Genomic DNA, 15,560 nt, shown 5'->3' with positions numbered 1-15,560 from the left:
CGGAGCGGCCTCCCCCACGACAGCGAGAAGGTGACATGACCGGGCGCAGCGATGAGCGGCCTCCGGGCCGCGGAGAGGGCCGTCCGGGCGCCGAGTCGCCGTCCGGCGACTGGTACGTGGCCGACACCTACGCCCAGGACCCGTACGCCGCCGAGGCGTACCAGGGCGCTCCTGGCGAGCAGGACCCGTACGGTCTGCGCGCCACCCCGCCCGCCGCGCCGCAGCCGCCGGTGGCCGCGTACGACGTGCCGCCGCAGCTGCCGCCGCAGGGCGGCGACTACCCGGCTCCGGTGCCGCCGACGCCGTTCACCCCGCCGGTGCCGCCGGTCCAGCCCGGCTGGGACACCCCGGCGCAGGCGGACTGGCGCGAGGTCCCGGCGCAGGGCGGCGGGCCGGCGGCTCCGGCCTCCCCGGCCGGGGCGTGGGGCGGGCAGCCGCAGTGGCAGCCCGGCCCGGCGCACTCCGCCTGGGACGCCGAGTCCACCGAGTACGTCGGGGTGGACGCGCTGTTCGGCGGCGACCGGGCGACCGCCGAGGCGCCCCGCCCGCCGGCCCAGCAGTCCCCGCTCCAGCAGCCCCAGCCCCAGCCCCAGGTCCAGCAGCCGGTCCAGCAGCCCGGCCCGCAGCCGACGGCCGCACCCGGCCCGACCGCCCCGGCCGCGCCGTTCCCCCCGGCCGGCGCGTACCCGGGTCAGCACGGGCCGCAGCAGCCCCCGCACGGCCTCGCCGGTCACGGCGGCCACCGCGGTCACGGCGGCCACGGCGGCCACGGCGGCCACGGTCCGGACGGGCCCAGGCCGTTCGTCCCGCCGATCGAGTTCGACCCGCCGCTCTCCGAGGAGGAGGCCACCCTCCAGGTGGCCGCGGTGCAGCTGCCGCCCGCCGTGGAGCCGCTCGCCGACCTCGCGGCCGAGGAGCACGCCCGCCCCGCGGACGCCGCCCCGGCCGCGCCCGCCGCGCAGCCGGCCGCCGGTGGCGGCGGCAAGGTCGCCTCGCTGCTGAACTCCAGCGCGATCATGGCGGCCGGCACCCTGGTCTCCCGGGGCACCGGCTTCCTGCGCACCATGGTGATCGCCGGCGCGATCGGCATCGCCGTGATGGGTGACTCCTACAACGCGGCCAACACCCTGCCGACGCTGCTCTACATCCTGATCGGCGGCGGCGCGCTGAACGCCGTCTTCGTGCCGCAGCTGGTCCGCAGCATGAAGAACGACGCGGACGGCGGCACCGCCTACGCCAACCGGCTGCTCACCCTGGTGATGGTCGGCCTGGCCGGCGTGGTCTTCCTGGCCGTGCTCGGGGCACCGGTCCTGGTCCAGCTGATCGCCCACCCGATGATGGAGAACGCGGCCCGCGCGGACACCACCGTCGCCCTGGCCCGGTACTGCCTGCCGACCATCTTCTTCATGGGCGTCCATGTGGTGATGGGCCAGATCCTCAACGCCCGCGGCCGGTTCGGCGCGATGATGTGGACCCCGGTCCTCAACAACATCGTGGTGATCTTCACCTTCGGCGCCTACATCTGGGTGTACGGCGGCTTCGACGGCACCCACGTCGCCCCGGAGACCATCACCCCCGAGGGCGTCCGACTGCTCGGCATCGGCACCCTGGTGGGCCTCGCCGTGCAGTCCCTGGCGATGGTCCCGTACCTGCGGGCGGCCGGATTCTCCTTCCGCCCCCGCTTCGACTGGCGCGGGCACGGCCTGGGCAAGGCGGCCCGGCTGGCCAAGTGGACGTTCTTCTTCGTCCTCGCCAACCAGGCCGGCTACCTGGTCATCACCCAGCTGGCCACCGCGGCCGGCAGCGACGCCCAGGCGAGCGGTCACGGCGGCGTCGGCCTCGCGGCCTTCTCCAACGCCCTGCTGATCTGGCAGCTCCCGCAGGCCGTCATCACCGTCTCGATCATGAGCGCGGTGCTGCCCCGGCTGTCCCGCGCGGCCGCCGACGAGGACGCCGGCGCCGTCCGCGACGACCTCTCCTACGGGCTGCGCACCACGGCCGTCGCGGTCGTCCCGGGCGCGTTCCTCTTCCTGGCGCTCGGGCCGGCCATCGGCCAGGCCATCTACGCGGTGGGCGGCGGCGCCACGGCCCTGGACAACGCGCGGAACGTCGGCCTGATGCTCTCCGCCTTCGCCCTGGGCCTGATCCCGTACTCGGCGCAGTACGTGATGCTCCGCGGCTTCTACGCCTACGAGGACACCCGCACCCCGTTCTCCAACACCGTGTGGGTGGCCGCCTGCCAGGCCGGCTTCTCGCTGCTCTGCTGGGTGCTCCTGCCCGCCGAGTGGACGGTCACCGGGATGGCGTTCGGCTACGGTCTCGCGTACGCCATCGGAGTGACGGTCGCGGTGCCCAAGCTGAAGAAGAAGATCGGCGGCCTGGACACCAAGCGGATCGGCAAGACCTACTCCCGGCTCGTGGCGGCCTCCGTCCCGGCCGCGGTGGTCGGTCTGGGCGTCAGCCTGGCGGTCACCAGGGTCGTCGGAGGCTGGGCCGGGGCCGTTCTGACGGTCGTCCTGGCCGGCGGACTCCAGCTGGCCGTCTTCGTGCTCATCGCGAAGCGGCTGCGGATCGAGGAACTCAACGCCATGCTGGGTATGGTGCGCGGCCGACTGGGCCGCTGACCCGGCGTCGGGCCGCCACCTGGGCCCCGGGCCGCTACCGGACCCGGGCACGGCGGCCCGATGCCTGATATGCATCACATCTCTCCACCATCAGGCAACCGCTCGGACCTTTCGGCGGTCGTACCAGGTGGAGAAGAGTGGGCACAATTGTCCTGGAGCACCGGGGCCACCGGCCGAAGCGCTCCAACGACTCTCTCTCAGGCCCGGGGCGACACAAGGGGAGGCAGGACCACGGTGGCTGATGGCACCAAGGCGGTCGTCGACACGTCAGCAACTGACGGTGCGGCGGACGAGGCCGCGCTGGCGGCGGCGATCGACGAACTCGCCGACGGCACGGCCCGGGCCACCGCGGCCGGCTCCCCCGCGGGGAAGGGCTCCCGCACCGACGGCGACCCGGTCGCCGAGGACGAGGACGAAGCCGCCGACACTGACGCCGACGAGGGCGAGGCCGAAGGCGAGGACGAGGCCTCCGACGAGGACGAGGCCGTCGACGAGGACGAGGGCACCGACGCCGACGGGGACGCCCCCGCCGACCCGGCGCCCGTCGCGGCCGAGGCGGCTCCGGCTCCGGCTCCGGCCCCGAGCGAGGAGACCTCGGAGATGACCGCCCCGCTGTCGGTCACCGAGATCGCCGCCGAACTGGCCGCGGGCGACGCCGCCCGCCGCGCCGGCGAGACCGCGCCCGCCGCCCGCCCCGCCAAGCGCCCGCCGCAGGACCCGCAGCCCACCCACGACCCCCGGGACACCGCCACCCTGCCGCAGACCCTCCCCGCCCCGCTGCGGCACAGCGGCGACATGATCGGCCACCGCTACCGGCTGGAGGAGTGCATCTCCTCCACCGAGACCTTCAGCAGCTGGCGCGCGGTCGACGAGAAGCTGCGCCGGGCCGTCGGGGTCCACCTGATGGCCGCCGGCCACCAGCGCGCCCGCAAGGTGCTGGCCGCCGCCAAGTCGGCCGCCCTGCTCGGCGACCCGCGCTTCGTGCAGGTCCTGGACGCCGTCCAGGAGGGTGAGCTGGTCTACGTCGTGCGGGAGTGGCTGCCGCACGCCTCCGACCTCGCCAAGCTGCTCGCCGACGGGCCGATGGAGCCGCACGAGGCCTACCAGATGGTCCGCCAGGTCACCGACGCGGTGGCCGCCGCCCACCGGCGCGGCCAGGCCCATCTGCGGCTCACCCCACGCTGCGTGCTGCGCACCGACAGCGGCCAGTACCGGATCAACGGCATCGCGGTGGACGCCGCGCTGCGCGGCCTGCCCGGCGAGGCCACCGGCGAGGACGCCGAGCGCATCGACACCCGGGCCATCGGCGCCCTGCTGTTCGCCGCGCTCACCCACCGCTGGCCGTACCCCGAGGACCGCTACGACCTCCAGGGCCTGCCCAGGAACCTCCGCGAGGTGGCCCCCGACCAGGTGCGGGCCGGGGTCCACAAGGGGCTGTCCGAGCTGGCCGCCCGCGCCCTGTTCGACCACCCGCCGCACCACGCCGAGCCGATCACCACCCCCGACGGGCTGGCCCGGGCGATCGCGCTGATGCCGCGCATCCGGCAGCCCGAACCCGAGCTGCCGGTCTTCACCAGCCCGCCGCGCCACAACACCCACGCGCTGCCGACCGCGCCCAACCCGACCCGGGTGGTCGCCGCCCCCGGCACCGGGCCGACCCCGGTGGCGGCCCCGGTGCGGCGCGGCGGGCGGCGGCTGCGCACCGTGGTCAAGGTGACCGCCTGGACGGTCGCCCTCGGCGCCATCGGCGTCGCCTCCTGGCAGGTCGTCGACCACCTGCGCGCGGGCAACCAGGCCGTCGCGGCCCCCCAGCCCAGCAGCTCCTCGGCCAGCCCGAGCGCCCACGCGGCGACCCACGACCCGGCGCCGATCCCGATCAAGGAGGCGACCTCCTACAACCCGCTGGGCACCCAGCCGGACGGCGCGGCCAGCGTGGGCAAGGCCATCGACGACGATCCGACCAGCGAGTGGACGACCAACTGGTACAACGACCCCTTCGGTCCGAAGAGCAAGGAGGGCACCGGCCTGCTGCTCGACCTCGGCTCGGTGCAGACGGTCTCCTCGGTCAGCCTCAAGTTCGGCACCCCCACCACGGCGGAGCTCCGCATGCCCGGCAAGGGCGTCGGCAATCCGCAGTCGGCCAAGCCGAGCGACTTCACCGTGCTCGCCAAGCAGGCCGGCACCGCCGTCGAGTACAACCTGGACAGCCCGGTCACCACCCGCTATCTCTTGGTCTGGCTGACCAGCCTGTCCAGGAACTCGTCCGGGGAGAACACGGGCAAGTACCAGGGTCACCTCCTCGACGTGAAGGTCTCCGGCTGACCCGAGGGCGGCGGTGACGGGACGCGAGCGACGAGGGGTGGACGTGGCGCAGGACGGAGGACCGGGGGGCGGCGACGACGACGCGTCGCTCCTCGCCCGGCACGTCGGCGGCGACCGGGAGGCCTTCGGCCTGCTGGTGAACCGCCACCGCGACCGGCTCTGGGCGGTCGCCCTGCGCACCCTGGGCGACCGCGAGGAGGCCGCCGACGCCCTCCAGGACGCCCTGGTCTCCGCCTTCCGCTCCGCCCACACCTTCCAGGGCCGTTCGGCCGTCACGACCTGGCTGCACCGGATCGTGGTCAACGCCTGCCTGGACCGCGCCCGACGCGCGGCCACCCGCCGGACCCGGCCGCTCGACGACGACCCGCAGCGGCTGGACACCCTGGTGGGCTCCGCCGAACCGGCCGACTCCCCGGTGGTCCGCGCCGAGGTGCACCGCGAGCTGTCCGCCGCGCTCGCCGAGCTGCCCGTCGAGCAGCGGGCCGCGCTGGTCCTGGTCGACATGCAGGGCTACCCGGTCGCCGAGGCCGCCGCGCTGCTGGGGGTGCCGGTGGGCACGGTGAAGAGCCGCTGCGCCCGTGGCCGTGCCCGGCTGCTGCCGCTGGTCCGGCATCTGCGCGAGGAGTCGGACGCCGGGGCGCGGGGGAGCGATGTTTCACGTGAAACACCGCCCGCCGCCGACCCCGCCCGACCGCCCGGGAACCCACCCGGCGGCCCCATCGTCACAGGGACAGTCCCGGATCCAGCCCGGCCGATTCTGGAAGGAGACGCGAGCACGCGATGACGACCCCGCTCTCCGCCCCCGACCCCACCGCCGGGCCGCACCCCTCGGTCGACGAGATGGCCGACCTGGCCGAGGAACTGCTCGCCCCCGCCGACGCCGACGCGCTCCAGCGGCACCTCACCGGCTGCGCCGACTGCCGGGAGACCGTCGACGCGCTCACCGAGGTGCGGACGCTGCTCGGTGCGGCCGAGCCGCCGGCCATGCCGGAGGACGTCGCCGCGCGGATCGACGCCGCCCTCGCGGCCGCCGCCGCGCCCGCCGAGCCGACCCCGTCCGCGCCGCCCACCCCGCTCTCACCGGCCGCGCCGTCCGCGCTGTCCGCGTCGCCGAAGGCACCGCCGACCGCTCCGCCGTCGCGCCCCGCCGCCGCCACCGGACCGGGCCGGGCACGCCCCCGACGCCGCCGGGCCCTGCTGCTCGGCTCGGCCGCCGCGCTGCTCGCCCTCGCCCTCGGCGGCACCTTCCTCTCCCTGTCCTCCTCCCAGCACAAGGACCTCACCGCCACCGCCGACGCCGCCCGGCCCGCCGCCGGAACCGCCGCCCCCAGCGCCGCCCCGAGCGCCGCCGAGAGCTCCACCGGTGCCAAGACCGACCGGGGCGCCGGCGGCACGGCCTACCAGGACGACCTGCTCGCCGCCCAGGTCCGGCAGCTGCTCACCGGAGCGGCCTCCAGCGGGCCCGTCCTGCCGGTCAAGCCCTCCGCCGGGCCCGGCTCGGGCGCCGGCGCCACCGACCCCTCGGAGGTCCCCGGTACGACCGCCGTGCCGCCCGCCGAGGGCGGTCAGGGCCTGACCGGCGGCGGCCGCTCCACCCCGGCCTGCCCGGCGCCCAGCACCGCCGCCCTACTGGCCACCGACCGCGGCAGCTACGCCGGCGCGCCCGTGGACCTCCTGGTGTACGCCCTGCCGGGCCGTCCCGACCAGCTCGACGTCTACCTCCGCGCCCCCGACTGCGGCCCGGTCCTGCAGCACCGCACCGTCCCCGCCCGCTGACGGGTGGTTCCCGTGCGATCCATGCCACGGGCCGCGCGACACTCCCACACTGCGGCCACCTGGTACTGATCCCCCTGGGAATGCGAGACACTGGTCAGTCGTTGTCCCGGGCGGCGGAGCAGGACCGCCCTCCCCGCAGCAAACGCGGGTCGCGATGCGAACCAGGAGATGCAGTGAGCGACGTCCGTAACGTGATCATCATCGGTTCCGGCCCCGCCGGCTACACGGCCGCGCTCTACACGGCCCGTGCTTCTCTGAAGCCCCTGGTCTTCGAGGGCGCCGTCACCGCCGGTGGCGCGCTGATGAACACCACCGAGGTGGAGAACTTCCCGGGCTTCCGGGAGGGCATCATGGGCCCGGAGCTGATGGACAACATGCGGGCGCAGGCCGAGCGCTTCGGCGCCGAGCTGATCCCGGACGACATCGTCGCGGTCGACCTCACCGGTGACATCAAGACCGTCACCGACTCCGAGGGCAACGTCCACAAGGCGCGCGCGGTGATCGTCACCACCGGTTCCCAGCACCGCAAGCTGGAGCTGCCCAACGAGGACAAGCTGTCCGGCCGCGGTGTCTCCTGGTGCGCCACCTGCGACGGCTTCTTCTTCCGCGACCAGGACATCGCGGTGGTCGGCGGCGGCGACACCGCCCTGGAGGAGGCGACCTTCCTCTCCCGCTTCGCCCGCAGCGTCAAGGTCATCCACCGTCGGGACTCCCTGCGCGCCTCCAAGGCGATGCAGGAGCGCGCCTTCGCCGACGAGAAGATCAGCTTCGAGTGGGACAGCGCGGTCGAGGCCATCCACGGCGACCCGAAGCTGTCCGGTGTCACCCTGCGCGACACCACCACCGGCGAGCTGCGCGAGCTCCCGGTCACCGGCCTGTTCATCGCGATCGGCCACGACCCGCGCACCGAGCTCTTCAAGGGCCAGCTGGAGCTCGACGCCGAGGGCTACCTCAAGGTCGAGGCCCCCTCCACCCGCACCAACATCCCGGGTGTCTTCGCCGCCGGCGACGTCGTCGACCACACCTACCGCCAGGCGATCACCGCCTCCGGCACCGGCTGCTCCGCCGCCCTGGACGCCGAGCGCTACCTGGCCTCGCTGGCCGACCTGGAGGCCCAGGCCGTCACCGTGGCGGTCTGACCCCTACCGACCCACCGCTCCGACGGGTCTGTTTCACGTGAAACAGACCCGTCCCGCCGGGACGAAACAGAACCGCCTCCCGCGGTGTTGTAGACCTGGCAGCCCCTCTCCCGCTTGACCCTTAGGAGTGACCGTGGCCGGCGCCACCACCACCGTGACCGACGCGACGTTCGAGGCGGACGTCCTCAAGAGCGACAAGCCCGTTCTCGTCGACTTCTGGGCCGAATGGTGCGGCCCGTGCCGCCAGGTCGCCCCGGTCCTGGAGGAGATCGCGGCCGAGCACGGCGACAAGCTCACCATCGCCAAGCTCGACGTCGACGCCAACCAGCAGACCGCTGCGGCGTACAACGTGATCTCCATCCCCACCCTGATCCTCTACAAGAACGGCGAGGCGGTGAAGCAGATCACCGGTGCCCGTCCGAAGATCGCGCTGCTGCGCGAGCTGGACGGCCTGATCTAGCCCCGTCCCCCAGGACGCCACGAGGGCGGGACTCCCCACCGGGAGTCCCGCCCTCGTCCGTTCCCGCCACCCCGCTCCGGGTGCCCTCCGGCCGCCCTCCGGCCTCAGAACGGCCGCAGCGCCGGCTCCTTCCGGCCGCCGCCCAGCAGCCGCTCCAGCGCCCCCTCGACGTCCCCCCGCCAGGAGAGCGTGGTCCGCGCCTCCAGCCGCAGCCGCGGGTAGCGGTGGTGCGGGCGGACCGTCTTGAAGCCCACCGCCAGCAGGTGCTCGGCCGGCAGCACACAGCTGACCGGCTGCCGCCCCACCGCCCCGAACGCCTCGATCGCCCGGAACCCCCGGCCCAGCAGATCCTTGGCCACCGTCTGCACCAGCACCCGGCCGAGCCCCTGCCGCTGGAAGCCCGGCAGCACCCGGCTGACCATCAGCTGAACGGCGTCCGAGGCGACCGGGCTGGTGGGGAAGGACTGCGAGCGGGGCACGTACGCGGGCGGGGCGTAGAGCACGAAGCCGGCCGGCCGGTCGTCCACGTAGACGATCCGGCCGCAGGATCCCCACTCCAGCAGGACCGCGGAGATCCACCCCTCCTTCTCCAGCTCGGGCTTGCCGGACTCGACCGCCGCCCGGCCGCTGACCGGGTCCAGCTCCCAGAACACACAGGACCGGCAGGTCGACGGCAGATCCTCGAGGTTGTCCAGCGTCAGCGGAACGATCCGGCGTCCCATGCCCCGCACCTCCTCGTCCACTCCACAGTCGAGCATTCCCCCGAACGCCGATGGGTGCATGTTTCACGTGAAACAGCGCTCACGTGCCACATGCACCCATCGCGTACCGCAATCGGCGCGGCTCAGCCCTGCGACAGCCGCAGCCCGTCCTCACCGGGCGCCAGGCTGTCCAGGATCCGGTTGAGGTCCTCCACCGAACCGAACTCCAGCACCACCTTGCCCTTGCCGAGCTTGCCGGCGCGCTGCGAGACCTCGACCTTCACCCGGGTCTCGAAGCGGTCGGAGAGCCGGCTCGCCAGGTCGTTGAAGGCCGGCGAGAGCAGCTTGCCGGCCTTGGGAGTCTGGCGCCTGGGCTGCTCCTCCCGCTCCATCAGCTTGACGATCTCCTCGGTGGTCCGCACCGAGAGTCCCTCCGCGACGATCCGCTTGGCCAGCGTCTCCTGGCGCTCGGCGTCCGGCGCCGCCAGCAGCGCCCGGGCGTGCCCGGCCGTGAGCACTCCGGCGGCCACCCGCTTCTGGACCGCCGGCGGCAGCTTCAGCAGCCGCAGCGTGTTGGACACGTGCGAGCGCGAGCGCCCGATCCGGTCCGCCAGCTCGTCGTGGGTGCAGGAGAAGTCCCGCAGCAGCTGGTCGTAGGCGGCGGCCTCCTCCAGCGGGTTGAGCTCCGCGCGGTGGAGGTTCTCCAGCAGCGCGTCCAGCAGCAGCTTGTCGTCCTCGGTGGTCCGGACGATCGCCGGGATCTGCTCCAGCCCGGCCTTCCGGGTGGCCCGCCAGCGCCGCTCGCCCATGATGAGCTCGAAGCGCCCCGCTGCCGCCTGGCGCACCACCACCGGCTGGAGCAGGCCCACCTCCTTGATCGAGGCGACCAGCTCGTCCAGCTTCTCGTCGTCGAAGACCTTGCGCGGCTGACGCGGGTTCGCGGTGATCGCGTCCAGCGGCAGCTCGGCGAAGTAGGCGCCGTCCACCCGGGCGAGCCCCGCCTCGGCGGCGGCCTGCTCCCGCAGGCTCTCCGCGGCCGCCTTGGCCGCCAGCGTGCCGCGGCCCGAGGGCAGCGTCGGCACCTCCGTGGGCGACGCCGTACCGGGTGCGGCCGGCGCCGCGCTCCCGGCCCCGCCGACCGCCGGGGCTGCGGGGGCGATCAGCGCCCCGAGTCCTCGTCCCAGACCCCTGCGACCACTCACCGATTGCCCTCCGTCGTACCGTGCTGTGCCACCGGGGCGCCGTGCCGCCCCGAACCGTCCCGCTGCTGCCCCACCAACGATCCGCCGGTCTCCGCGGACACCGCCCGCAGTGCCAGCTCCCGGGCCGCCTCCAGGTAGGAGAGCGCCCCGGTGGAGCCGGGGTCGTAGGTGAGCACCGTCTGACCGTAGCTGGGCGCCTCCGAGATGCGGACCGAGCGCGGGATCGCGGTGTGCAGGACCTCCTGCGGGAAGTGCGTCCGGACCTCCTCCGCCACTTGGGCGGCCAGCCTGGTCCGGGCGTCGTACATGGTGAGCAGGATGGTGGAGACGTGCAGCGTCGGGTTGAGGTGCGCCCGGACCAGCTCGACATTGCGCAGCAGCTGGCCGAGGCCCTCCAGCGCGTAGTACTCGCACTGGATCGGGATCAGCACCTCCTGGCCGGCGACCAGGGCGTTGACCGTCAGCAGGCCCAGCGAGGGCGGGCAGTCGATCAGGATGTAGTCCAGCGGCTGCTCGTACGCGGCGATGGCGCGCTGCAGCCGGCTCTCCCGGGCCACCAGCGACACCAGCTCGATCTCCGCGCCCGCCAGGTCGATGGTGGCGGGGACGCAGAACAGCCCCTCGACCTCGACCACCGGCTGCACCACGTCGGCCAGCGGCTTGCCCTCCACCAGGACGTCGTAGATCGAGGGCACCTCGGCGTGGTGGTCGATGCCGAGCGCGGTCGAGGCGTTGCCCTGCGGGTCGAGGTCGATCACCAGGACGCGCAGCCCGTGCATGGCCAGCGAGGCGGCGAGGTTGACGGTGGTGGTGGTCTTGCCCACCCCGCCCTTCTGGTTGGCCACCACCATCACCCGGGTGGCGGCCGGCCGGGGCAGCCCTTCGCCCGCTCGGCCGATGGCCTGGACCGCAGCCTGGGCGGCACGCGCGATAGGCGTGTCATCGATCTGGTCGATGGTCTCCGAGTCCTGCATGGGGCTCAGTGTTTCACGTGAAACCGGAGCGGCAACAGTCACCGCCCGGCTGCGCGAGAGGATTCCCGAGAGGAGAGAGCGACGTTTCACGTGAAACACCATGCCCGCAATGTCGGAATTCTGACGATGCGACACTCCGGTGAACCCGACGTCGTCCCGACGGCCACCCGGCCGTCACCGAAAGGCCGGCCGTCACCGGGACGCCAGCCGGAACGCAGACGGATCGCCGTGAACGCCGGGCGGCTCGCCGTGAACGACCACGGGCGGGTGGTCCGAGGACCACCCGCCCGTGTCACGCCCTACCGCGGTGCTCAGCGGCCCCGCCGCCGGGGGCTCCGGGCCCGGTCGCCGCCGCGCGTGGCGGCACCACCCGTCCCGGTCCGGCCCGCCTTGGCCGCGGCCCTGGCCCGCCGGGTCGCCGCCCGCACCCCGCCGGGGCTCTCCCCGACCTTGACCTGGACCACCCGGGTCGAGGTCTCCAGGGTGCCGTCGCCGACCGCGATCACCGACCACTCCACCGCGCCGAGCCTCGCCAGCGCGGCACGCGATTCGGTCAGCTCCTGCTCCGCACTGTCGCCCTTGAGCGCCAGCATCTGGCCGTGCGGCCGCAGCAGCGGCAGGCCCCAGCCGGCCAGCCGCTCCATCGGCGCCACCGCGCGGGCGGTCACCACATCCACCGCCAGCTTGCCGACCATCTCCTCGGCCCGGCCGCGGAGCACGGTGACGTTCTCCAGACCGAGCTCGCGGACCACCTCCTCCAGGAAGGTGGTCCGGCGCAGCAGCGGCTCCAGCAGGGTCACCGAGACGTCCGGACGGGCCAGGGCCACCGGGATACCGGGCAGCCCGGCGCCGGAGCCGACGTCGCAGAGCGTCGTCCCGGCCGGCAGCAGCTCGGCGAGGACCGCGCAGTTCAGCACATGGCGGTCCCAGAGCCGGGGCACCTCGCGGGGGCCGATCAGCCCCCGGGTCACGCCCGCGGTGGCCAGCAGCTCGGTGTAGCGGACGGCGGCGTCGTACCGCTCGCCGAAGACCTCCCGGGCGACGGCCGGCGGTACGGGCGGCGGTTCGACCGCCGGACGCCCGCCGACGGCCGCACCCTCGACACCCGGACCGCCGGCCCCCGTCTCCGGCCCGCCGGCAGCCGCGCTCTCCGTGTCCATCTCGACCTCTCCGCTCCCCGGATCCATCGACCCGCTCCTGCACCGTTTCACGTGAAACATCTCTCGCCGGGCCGACGCCCCGCGAAGGGACGACGACCCCGCCCGCGCATTGGCGGACGGGGTCGGGTCCTCGTGTCGCAAGCCGGCCGCCCGGGCGGCCGGCGGTCACCCTGCCGTCAGGCCGGCAGCACGACCACGCAACGCTGGGGCTCCTCGCCCTCCGACTCGCTGCGCAGACCGGCCGCGGCCACCGCGTCGTGGACGACCTTGCGCTCGAACGGGGTCATCGGACGCAGCTTGACCTGCTCCCCGGAACTCTTGACCTGATCCGCGGCCTGGGCCCCGAGGGTCGCCAGTTCCGAGCGCTTGCGGGCCCGGAAGCCGGCGATGTCCAGCATGAGACGGCTGCGCTCGCCGGTCTCCCGGTGGACGGCCAACCGGGTCAGCTCCTGCAGCGCCTCCAGCACCTCGCCGTCCTGGCCGACCAGCCGCTGCAGGGCGCGGTCGTTGCCGTCGCTCACGATGGAGACCAGGGCGCGGTCGCCCTCGACGTCCATGTCGATGTCACCGTCGAGATCGGCGATGTCGAGCAGACCCTCCAGGTAGTCCGCCGCGATGTCGCCCTCCTGCTCCAGGCGGGCGACGATGTTCTCGTCGGCGCTGGCGGCGGCCTCGGCCTCGACGGCGGAGGTGGTGCCTTCCGTCACTGATGGACTCCTTCGGAGATGGGCCCGGGTGGTGGGCCGGTAACGAGGTTCAGGGGGCCGCGGGGGCGGTCCGGACCGGGCCGGTCACTTCTTCTTCGGCCGCTGCCCGCCGCGCTTGGGCTGCTGCCGGCCGCCCGGCTGACGGGCCGCACCCGGCTTGGCACCCGCCGGCCGGGCCGCGGTCTGCTTGGCCGCACCAGCCGCACCAGCCGCACCGGCCGCCGCGCCCGCACCGGTACCCGCCGCCTTGGCCGACTCGGCCGCGTCGGCCGGGACGGCGTCCGCGGGCTGCTCGGCCGGGGCGTCCTTGGTCAGGCTCGCGGGCTGGCCGCCGCCGTGCTGGCGCTGCGACTTGGTCTGCTTCCGCGGCTGCTGCCGGCGCACCTGCACCGACTCCTCCACCACGGCCTCGGCGGTGGCCGCCGACTTCTTCGCCGGCAGGAGGCCCCAGAGCGGACCCTGGATGACCGAGCCGTCCGGGTTCAGCCGGCCCGCCTTCTTCATACGGTCCTGGCGCTCGTCCCAGGCCTTGCTGCCCGGCGTCGGGTTGTTGCGGATGACGATCAGCTGCTGGCCCATCGACCAGACGTTGGTGGTCAGCCAGTAGACCAGGACACCGACCGGGAAGTTGATGCCCATCACGGCGAACATGAGCGGGAAGACGTACATCAGCATCTTCTGCTGCTGCATGAACGGCGTCTTCACCGTGAGGTCGACGTTCTTGGTCATCAGCTGGCGCTGGGTGATGAACTGCGACAGCGACATCAGGATGATCATCACGGCGACGACGATCTTGACGCTGACCTCGCTGCTGCCGACGAAGGTCGCCGAGAGCGGGGCGCCGAAGATGTGGGCCTGCTGGGCGCTGTCGAGCAGGGTGCCGTCGATCACGCCGATCGGCTTGCCGTCGGCGACCTTGGCGAGCACGCCGTAGAGCGCGGTGAAGAACGGCGCCTGCACGATGATCGGAAGGCAGCTGGAGAACGGGTTGGTACCCGCCTCCTTGTACAGCTTCATCATCTCTTCGGACTGGCGCTGGCGGTCGTTCTTGTACCGCTCCTGGATGGCCTTCATCTTCGGCTGGATCGCCTGCATGGCCCGGGTCGCCTTGATCTGCTTCACGAAGAGCGGGATCAGGCAGATCCGGATGACGACCACCATCGAGGCGATGGCCAGACCCCAGGCCCAGCCACCGTTCGGATCGAAGACGTGGCTGTACAGCGAGTGGAACTGGACGATGATCCAGGACACCGCTGTGTACAGGGGGTTGAGGAAGGAGAAGGTCACCGGTCAGGCTCCTTGGACATTGGGATTGGCCCCACGGGGCCAATGGTCGCCGGGCCCTCTGGGTCCGGACCGGCGGGGGGCATGATCACCGGCTGGTCGGCGGCGGACCGGCCCTTCAGCCGGTCCCGCAGCCGGCGGTGCCACACCGGATGCTTGCGCGGCGGGACATGGTCCACCCCACCGGGCGTCCATGGGTTGCAGCGCAGGATGCGCCACACGGTCAGTGCGCCGCCCTTCACCGCTCCGTGCGTCTTCACGGCCTCGAAGCCGTAGTGGGAGCAGGAGGGGTAGTAGCGGCACACCGGACCGAGCAGTGGGCTGATGGTCCACTGGTAGACCCTGATCAGACCCATCAGCAGGTACTTCATCGCCCTGCTCCCGTCGGCGCCGAGGCGGCGTGCTCGACCTTGAGCAGCCGTTTGAGCGCCGCGTCCAGGTCGCGTTCGAGTTCCTGGTACGAGGCGGACGCGGCCGGAGGCAGCGCACGCACCACTATCAGGCTACCGGCGGGCAGCCGGGACAGACGATCACGCACGAGATGGCGCAACCGGCGCTTGACCAGGTTGCGGGTGACCGCCGGGCCGACGGCCTTGCTCACGACGAAACCCGCACGCGCCGAAGGAGTCCCCTCGGCGACGTGCGGGTAGGTGTCGCTGGTCCGGTCGGTGTGGTCCCCGGGGCCGTCCTCTCTGGCGAGATGGACGACCAGCAGGGGCCTACCGGCCCGACGACCGCGTTTCACTGCGGTCGCGAAGTCCTGGCGCCGCCGCAGCCGATTCTCGGAGGGCAGCACAACAGACTCTGGCGCGGATCAGGCGGACAGGCTGCTGCGGCCCTTGCCACGGCGAGCGGCCAGGATGGCGCGGCCGGCGCGGGTACGCATCCGCAGCCGGAAGCCGTGGGTCTTCGCGCGACGACGGTTGTTCGGCTGGAAGGTGCGCTTGCTCACTCGGGGGCTCCTGAGGTGAATCGTAGGATGACGGGGAATCGCTTGGCCGTCACCGTGCGTCCGCGTGATCTCCCCTGTTACGGAAATCCGGCCCATCGCCCCAGTTCGGCTGGGGTTTGAGGCAATCCACGGCGCCCGTGCTGCGCGCCTTATGGAGCGGGTGGACCCGCGGACATGCGGCAGCGGCCATCGACAACTCGACCTGGTTACGGTACGCGGGACGGGGCACGAGGGTCAAACCAGCCGCCCGGAGGCGGTT

General features: G+C 73.3%; 15 protein-coding genes. 6 read left to right on the top strand and 9 right to left on the bottom strand.

Going from position 1 to position 15,560, the window contains the following annotated elements:
- The first annotated feature begins 35 nt into the window (after positions 1-35).
- From murJ to trxA, 6 genes are all read left to right on the top strand, one after another.
- Positions 36-2,624, top strand: coding sequence for a murein biosynthesis integral membrane protein MurJ (gene murJ, locus ACFP3U_RS22895; protein WP_380227493.1), 2,589 nt, complete (start codon positions 36-38; stop codon positions 2,622-2,624).
- A gap of 234 nt (positions 2,625-2,858) precedes the next feature.
- A complete protein-coding gene (locus ACFP3U_RS22890; RefSeq protein ID WP_380227492.1) occupies positions 2,859-4,946 on the top strand; it encodes a protein kinase family protein in 2,088 nt (695 codons plus the stop codon).
- A 43-nt stretch (positions 4,947-4,989) separates the two neighbouring features.
- Entirely contained in the window at positions 4,990-5,730 is a 741-nt protein-coding gene (gene sigM, locus ACFP3U_RS22885) for an RNA polymerase sigma factor SigM (protein WP_380227491.1), read from the top strand.
- Positions 5,727-6,722, top strand: coding sequence for an anti-sigma factor (locus ACFP3U_RS22880; protein ID WP_380227490.1), 996 nt, complete (start codon positions 5,727-5,729; stop codon positions 6,720-6,722). The genes sigM and ACFP3U_RS22880 overlap by 4 nt, the downstream gene beginning before the upstream one ends.
- A 173-nt stretch (positions 6,723-6,895) precedes the next feature.
- The gene (gene trxB / locus ACFP3U_RS22875; protein WP_380227489.1) at positions 6,896-7,861 is read left to right on the top strand and encodes a thioredoxin-disulfide reductase; all 966 of its coding nucleotides are present in this window, start codon (positions 6,896-6,898) and stop codon (positions 7,859-7,861) included.
- A 133-nt stretch (positions 7,862-7,994) separates the two neighbouring features.
- On the top strand, positions 7,995-8,321 hold the full coding sequence (trxA, locus tag ACFP3U_RS22870; RefSeq protein WP_380227488.1) for a thioredoxin: 327 nt from the start codon (positions 7,995-7,997) through the stop codon (positions 8,319-8,321).
- Between the two features lie 104 nt (positions 8,322-8,425).
- Here trxA and ACFP3U_RS22865 read toward each other — a convergent pair whose 3' ends face one another.
- The 9 genes from ACFP3U_RS22865 to rpmH all read right to left on the bottom strand — a co-directional run bounded on the left by ACFP3U_RS22865 (position 8,426) and on the right by rpmH (position 15,301).
- The gene (locus ACFP3U_RS22865; protein WP_380227487.1) at positions 8,426-9,043 is read right to left on the bottom strand and encodes a GNAT family N-acetyltransferase; all 618 of its coding nucleotides are present in this window, start codon (positions 9,041-9,043) and stop codon (positions 8,426-8,428) included.
- Positions 9,044-9,165: 122 nt separating this feature from the next.
- Positions 9,166-10,224 carry a ParB/RepB/Spo0J family partition protein gene (locus ACFP3U_RS22860; protein WP_380227486.1) on the bottom strand — a complete coding sequence of 353 codons (1,059 nt, stop codon included), beginning with the start codon at positions 10,222-10,224 and terminating at the stop codon, positions 9,166-9,168.
- A complete protein-coding gene (locus ACFP3U_RS22855; RefSeq protein WP_380227485.1) occupies positions 10,221-11,198 on the bottom strand; it encodes a ParA family protein in 978 nt (325 codons plus the stop codon). Before ACFP3U_RS22855 ends, ACFP3U_RS22860 begins: the two co-directional genes overlap by 4 nt.
- Positions 11,199-11,509: 311 nt before the next feature.
- Positions 11,510-12,358 (bottom strand): 16S rRNA (guanine(527)-N(7))-methyltransferase RsmG, encoded by an 849-nt coding sequence (gene rsmG / locus ACFP3U_RS22850; RefSeq protein ID WP_380227484.1) that lies wholly within the window; start codon positions 12,356-12,358, stop codon positions 11,510-11,512.
- A 176-nt stretch (positions 12,359-12,534) separates the two neighbouring features.
- Positions 12,535-13,065, bottom strand: a complete 531-nt coding sequence (locus ACFP3U_RS22845; RefSeq protein WP_380227483.1) for a Jag family protein — start codon at positions 13,063-13,065, stop codon at positions 12,535-12,537.
- Positions 13,066-13,149: 84 nt separating this feature from the next.
- Positions 13,150-14,352 carry a membrane protein insertase YidC gene (gene yidC, locus ACFP3U_RS22840; protein ID WP_380227482.1) on the bottom strand — a complete coding sequence of 401 codons (1,203 nt, stop codon included), beginning with the start codon at positions 14,350-14,352 and terminating at the stop codon, positions 13,150-13,152.
- On the bottom strand, positions 14,349-14,720 hold the full coding sequence (gene yidD, locus ACFP3U_RS22835; protein WP_051769555.1) for a membrane protein insertion efficiency factor YidD: 372 nt from the start codon (positions 14,718-14,720) through the stop codon (positions 14,349-14,351). Before yidD ends, yidC begins: the two co-directional genes overlap by 4 nt.
- Positions 14,717-15,145 carry a ribonuclease P protein component gene (gene rnpA / locus ACFP3U_RS22830; RefSeq protein ID WP_380227481.1) on the bottom strand — a complete coding sequence of 143 codons (429 nt, stop codon included), beginning with the start codon at positions 15,143-15,145 and terminating at the stop codon, positions 14,717-14,719. Before rnpA ends, yidD begins: the two co-directional genes overlap by 4 nt.
- 18 nt (positions 15,146-15,163) lie before the next feature.
- Entirely contained in the window at positions 15,164-15,301 is a 138-nt protein-coding gene (rpmH, locus tag ACFP3U_RS22825) for a 50S ribosomal protein L34 (protein WP_030305394.1), read from the bottom strand.
- Positions 15,302-15,560 lie beyond the last annotated feature (259 nt).

This window comes from Kitasatospora misakiensis, assembly GCF_042656005.1.
Lineage (GTDB): Bacteria > Actinomycetota > Actinomycetes > Streptomycetales > Streptomycetaceae > Kitasatospora > Kitasatospora misakiensis.
The sequence above is the reverse complement of the archived record's forward strand: the minus strand, read 5'-3'. Positions and strand labels throughout refer to the sequence as shown.

Bases quoted from the DNA above. Each gene is read 5' to 3' on its own strand.
- murJ (WP_380227493.1), top strand. From the start codon at position 36: ATGACCGGGCGCAGCGATGAGCGGCCTCCGGGCCGCGGAGAGGGCCGT.
- ACFP3U_RS22880 (WP_380227490.1), top strand. From the start codon at position 5,727: ATGACGACCCCGCTCTCCGCCCCCGACCCCACCGCCGGGCCGCACCCC.
- ACFP3U_RS22865 (WP_380227487.1), bottom strand. From the start codon at position 9,043: ATGGGACGCCGGATCGTTCCGCTGACGCTGGACAACCTCGAGGATCTG.
- ACFP3U_RS22855 (WP_380227485.1), bottom strand. From the start codon at position 11,198: ATGCAGGACTCGGAGACCATCGACCAGATCGATGACACGCCTATCGCG.
- rsmG (WP_380227484.1), bottom strand. From the start codon at position 12,358: ATGGACACGGAGAGCGCGGCTGCCGGCGGGCCGGAGACGGGGGCCGGC.
- yidD (WP_051769555.1), bottom strand. From the start codon at position 14,720: ATGAAGTACCTGCTGATGGGTCTGATCAGGGTCTACCAGTGGACCATC.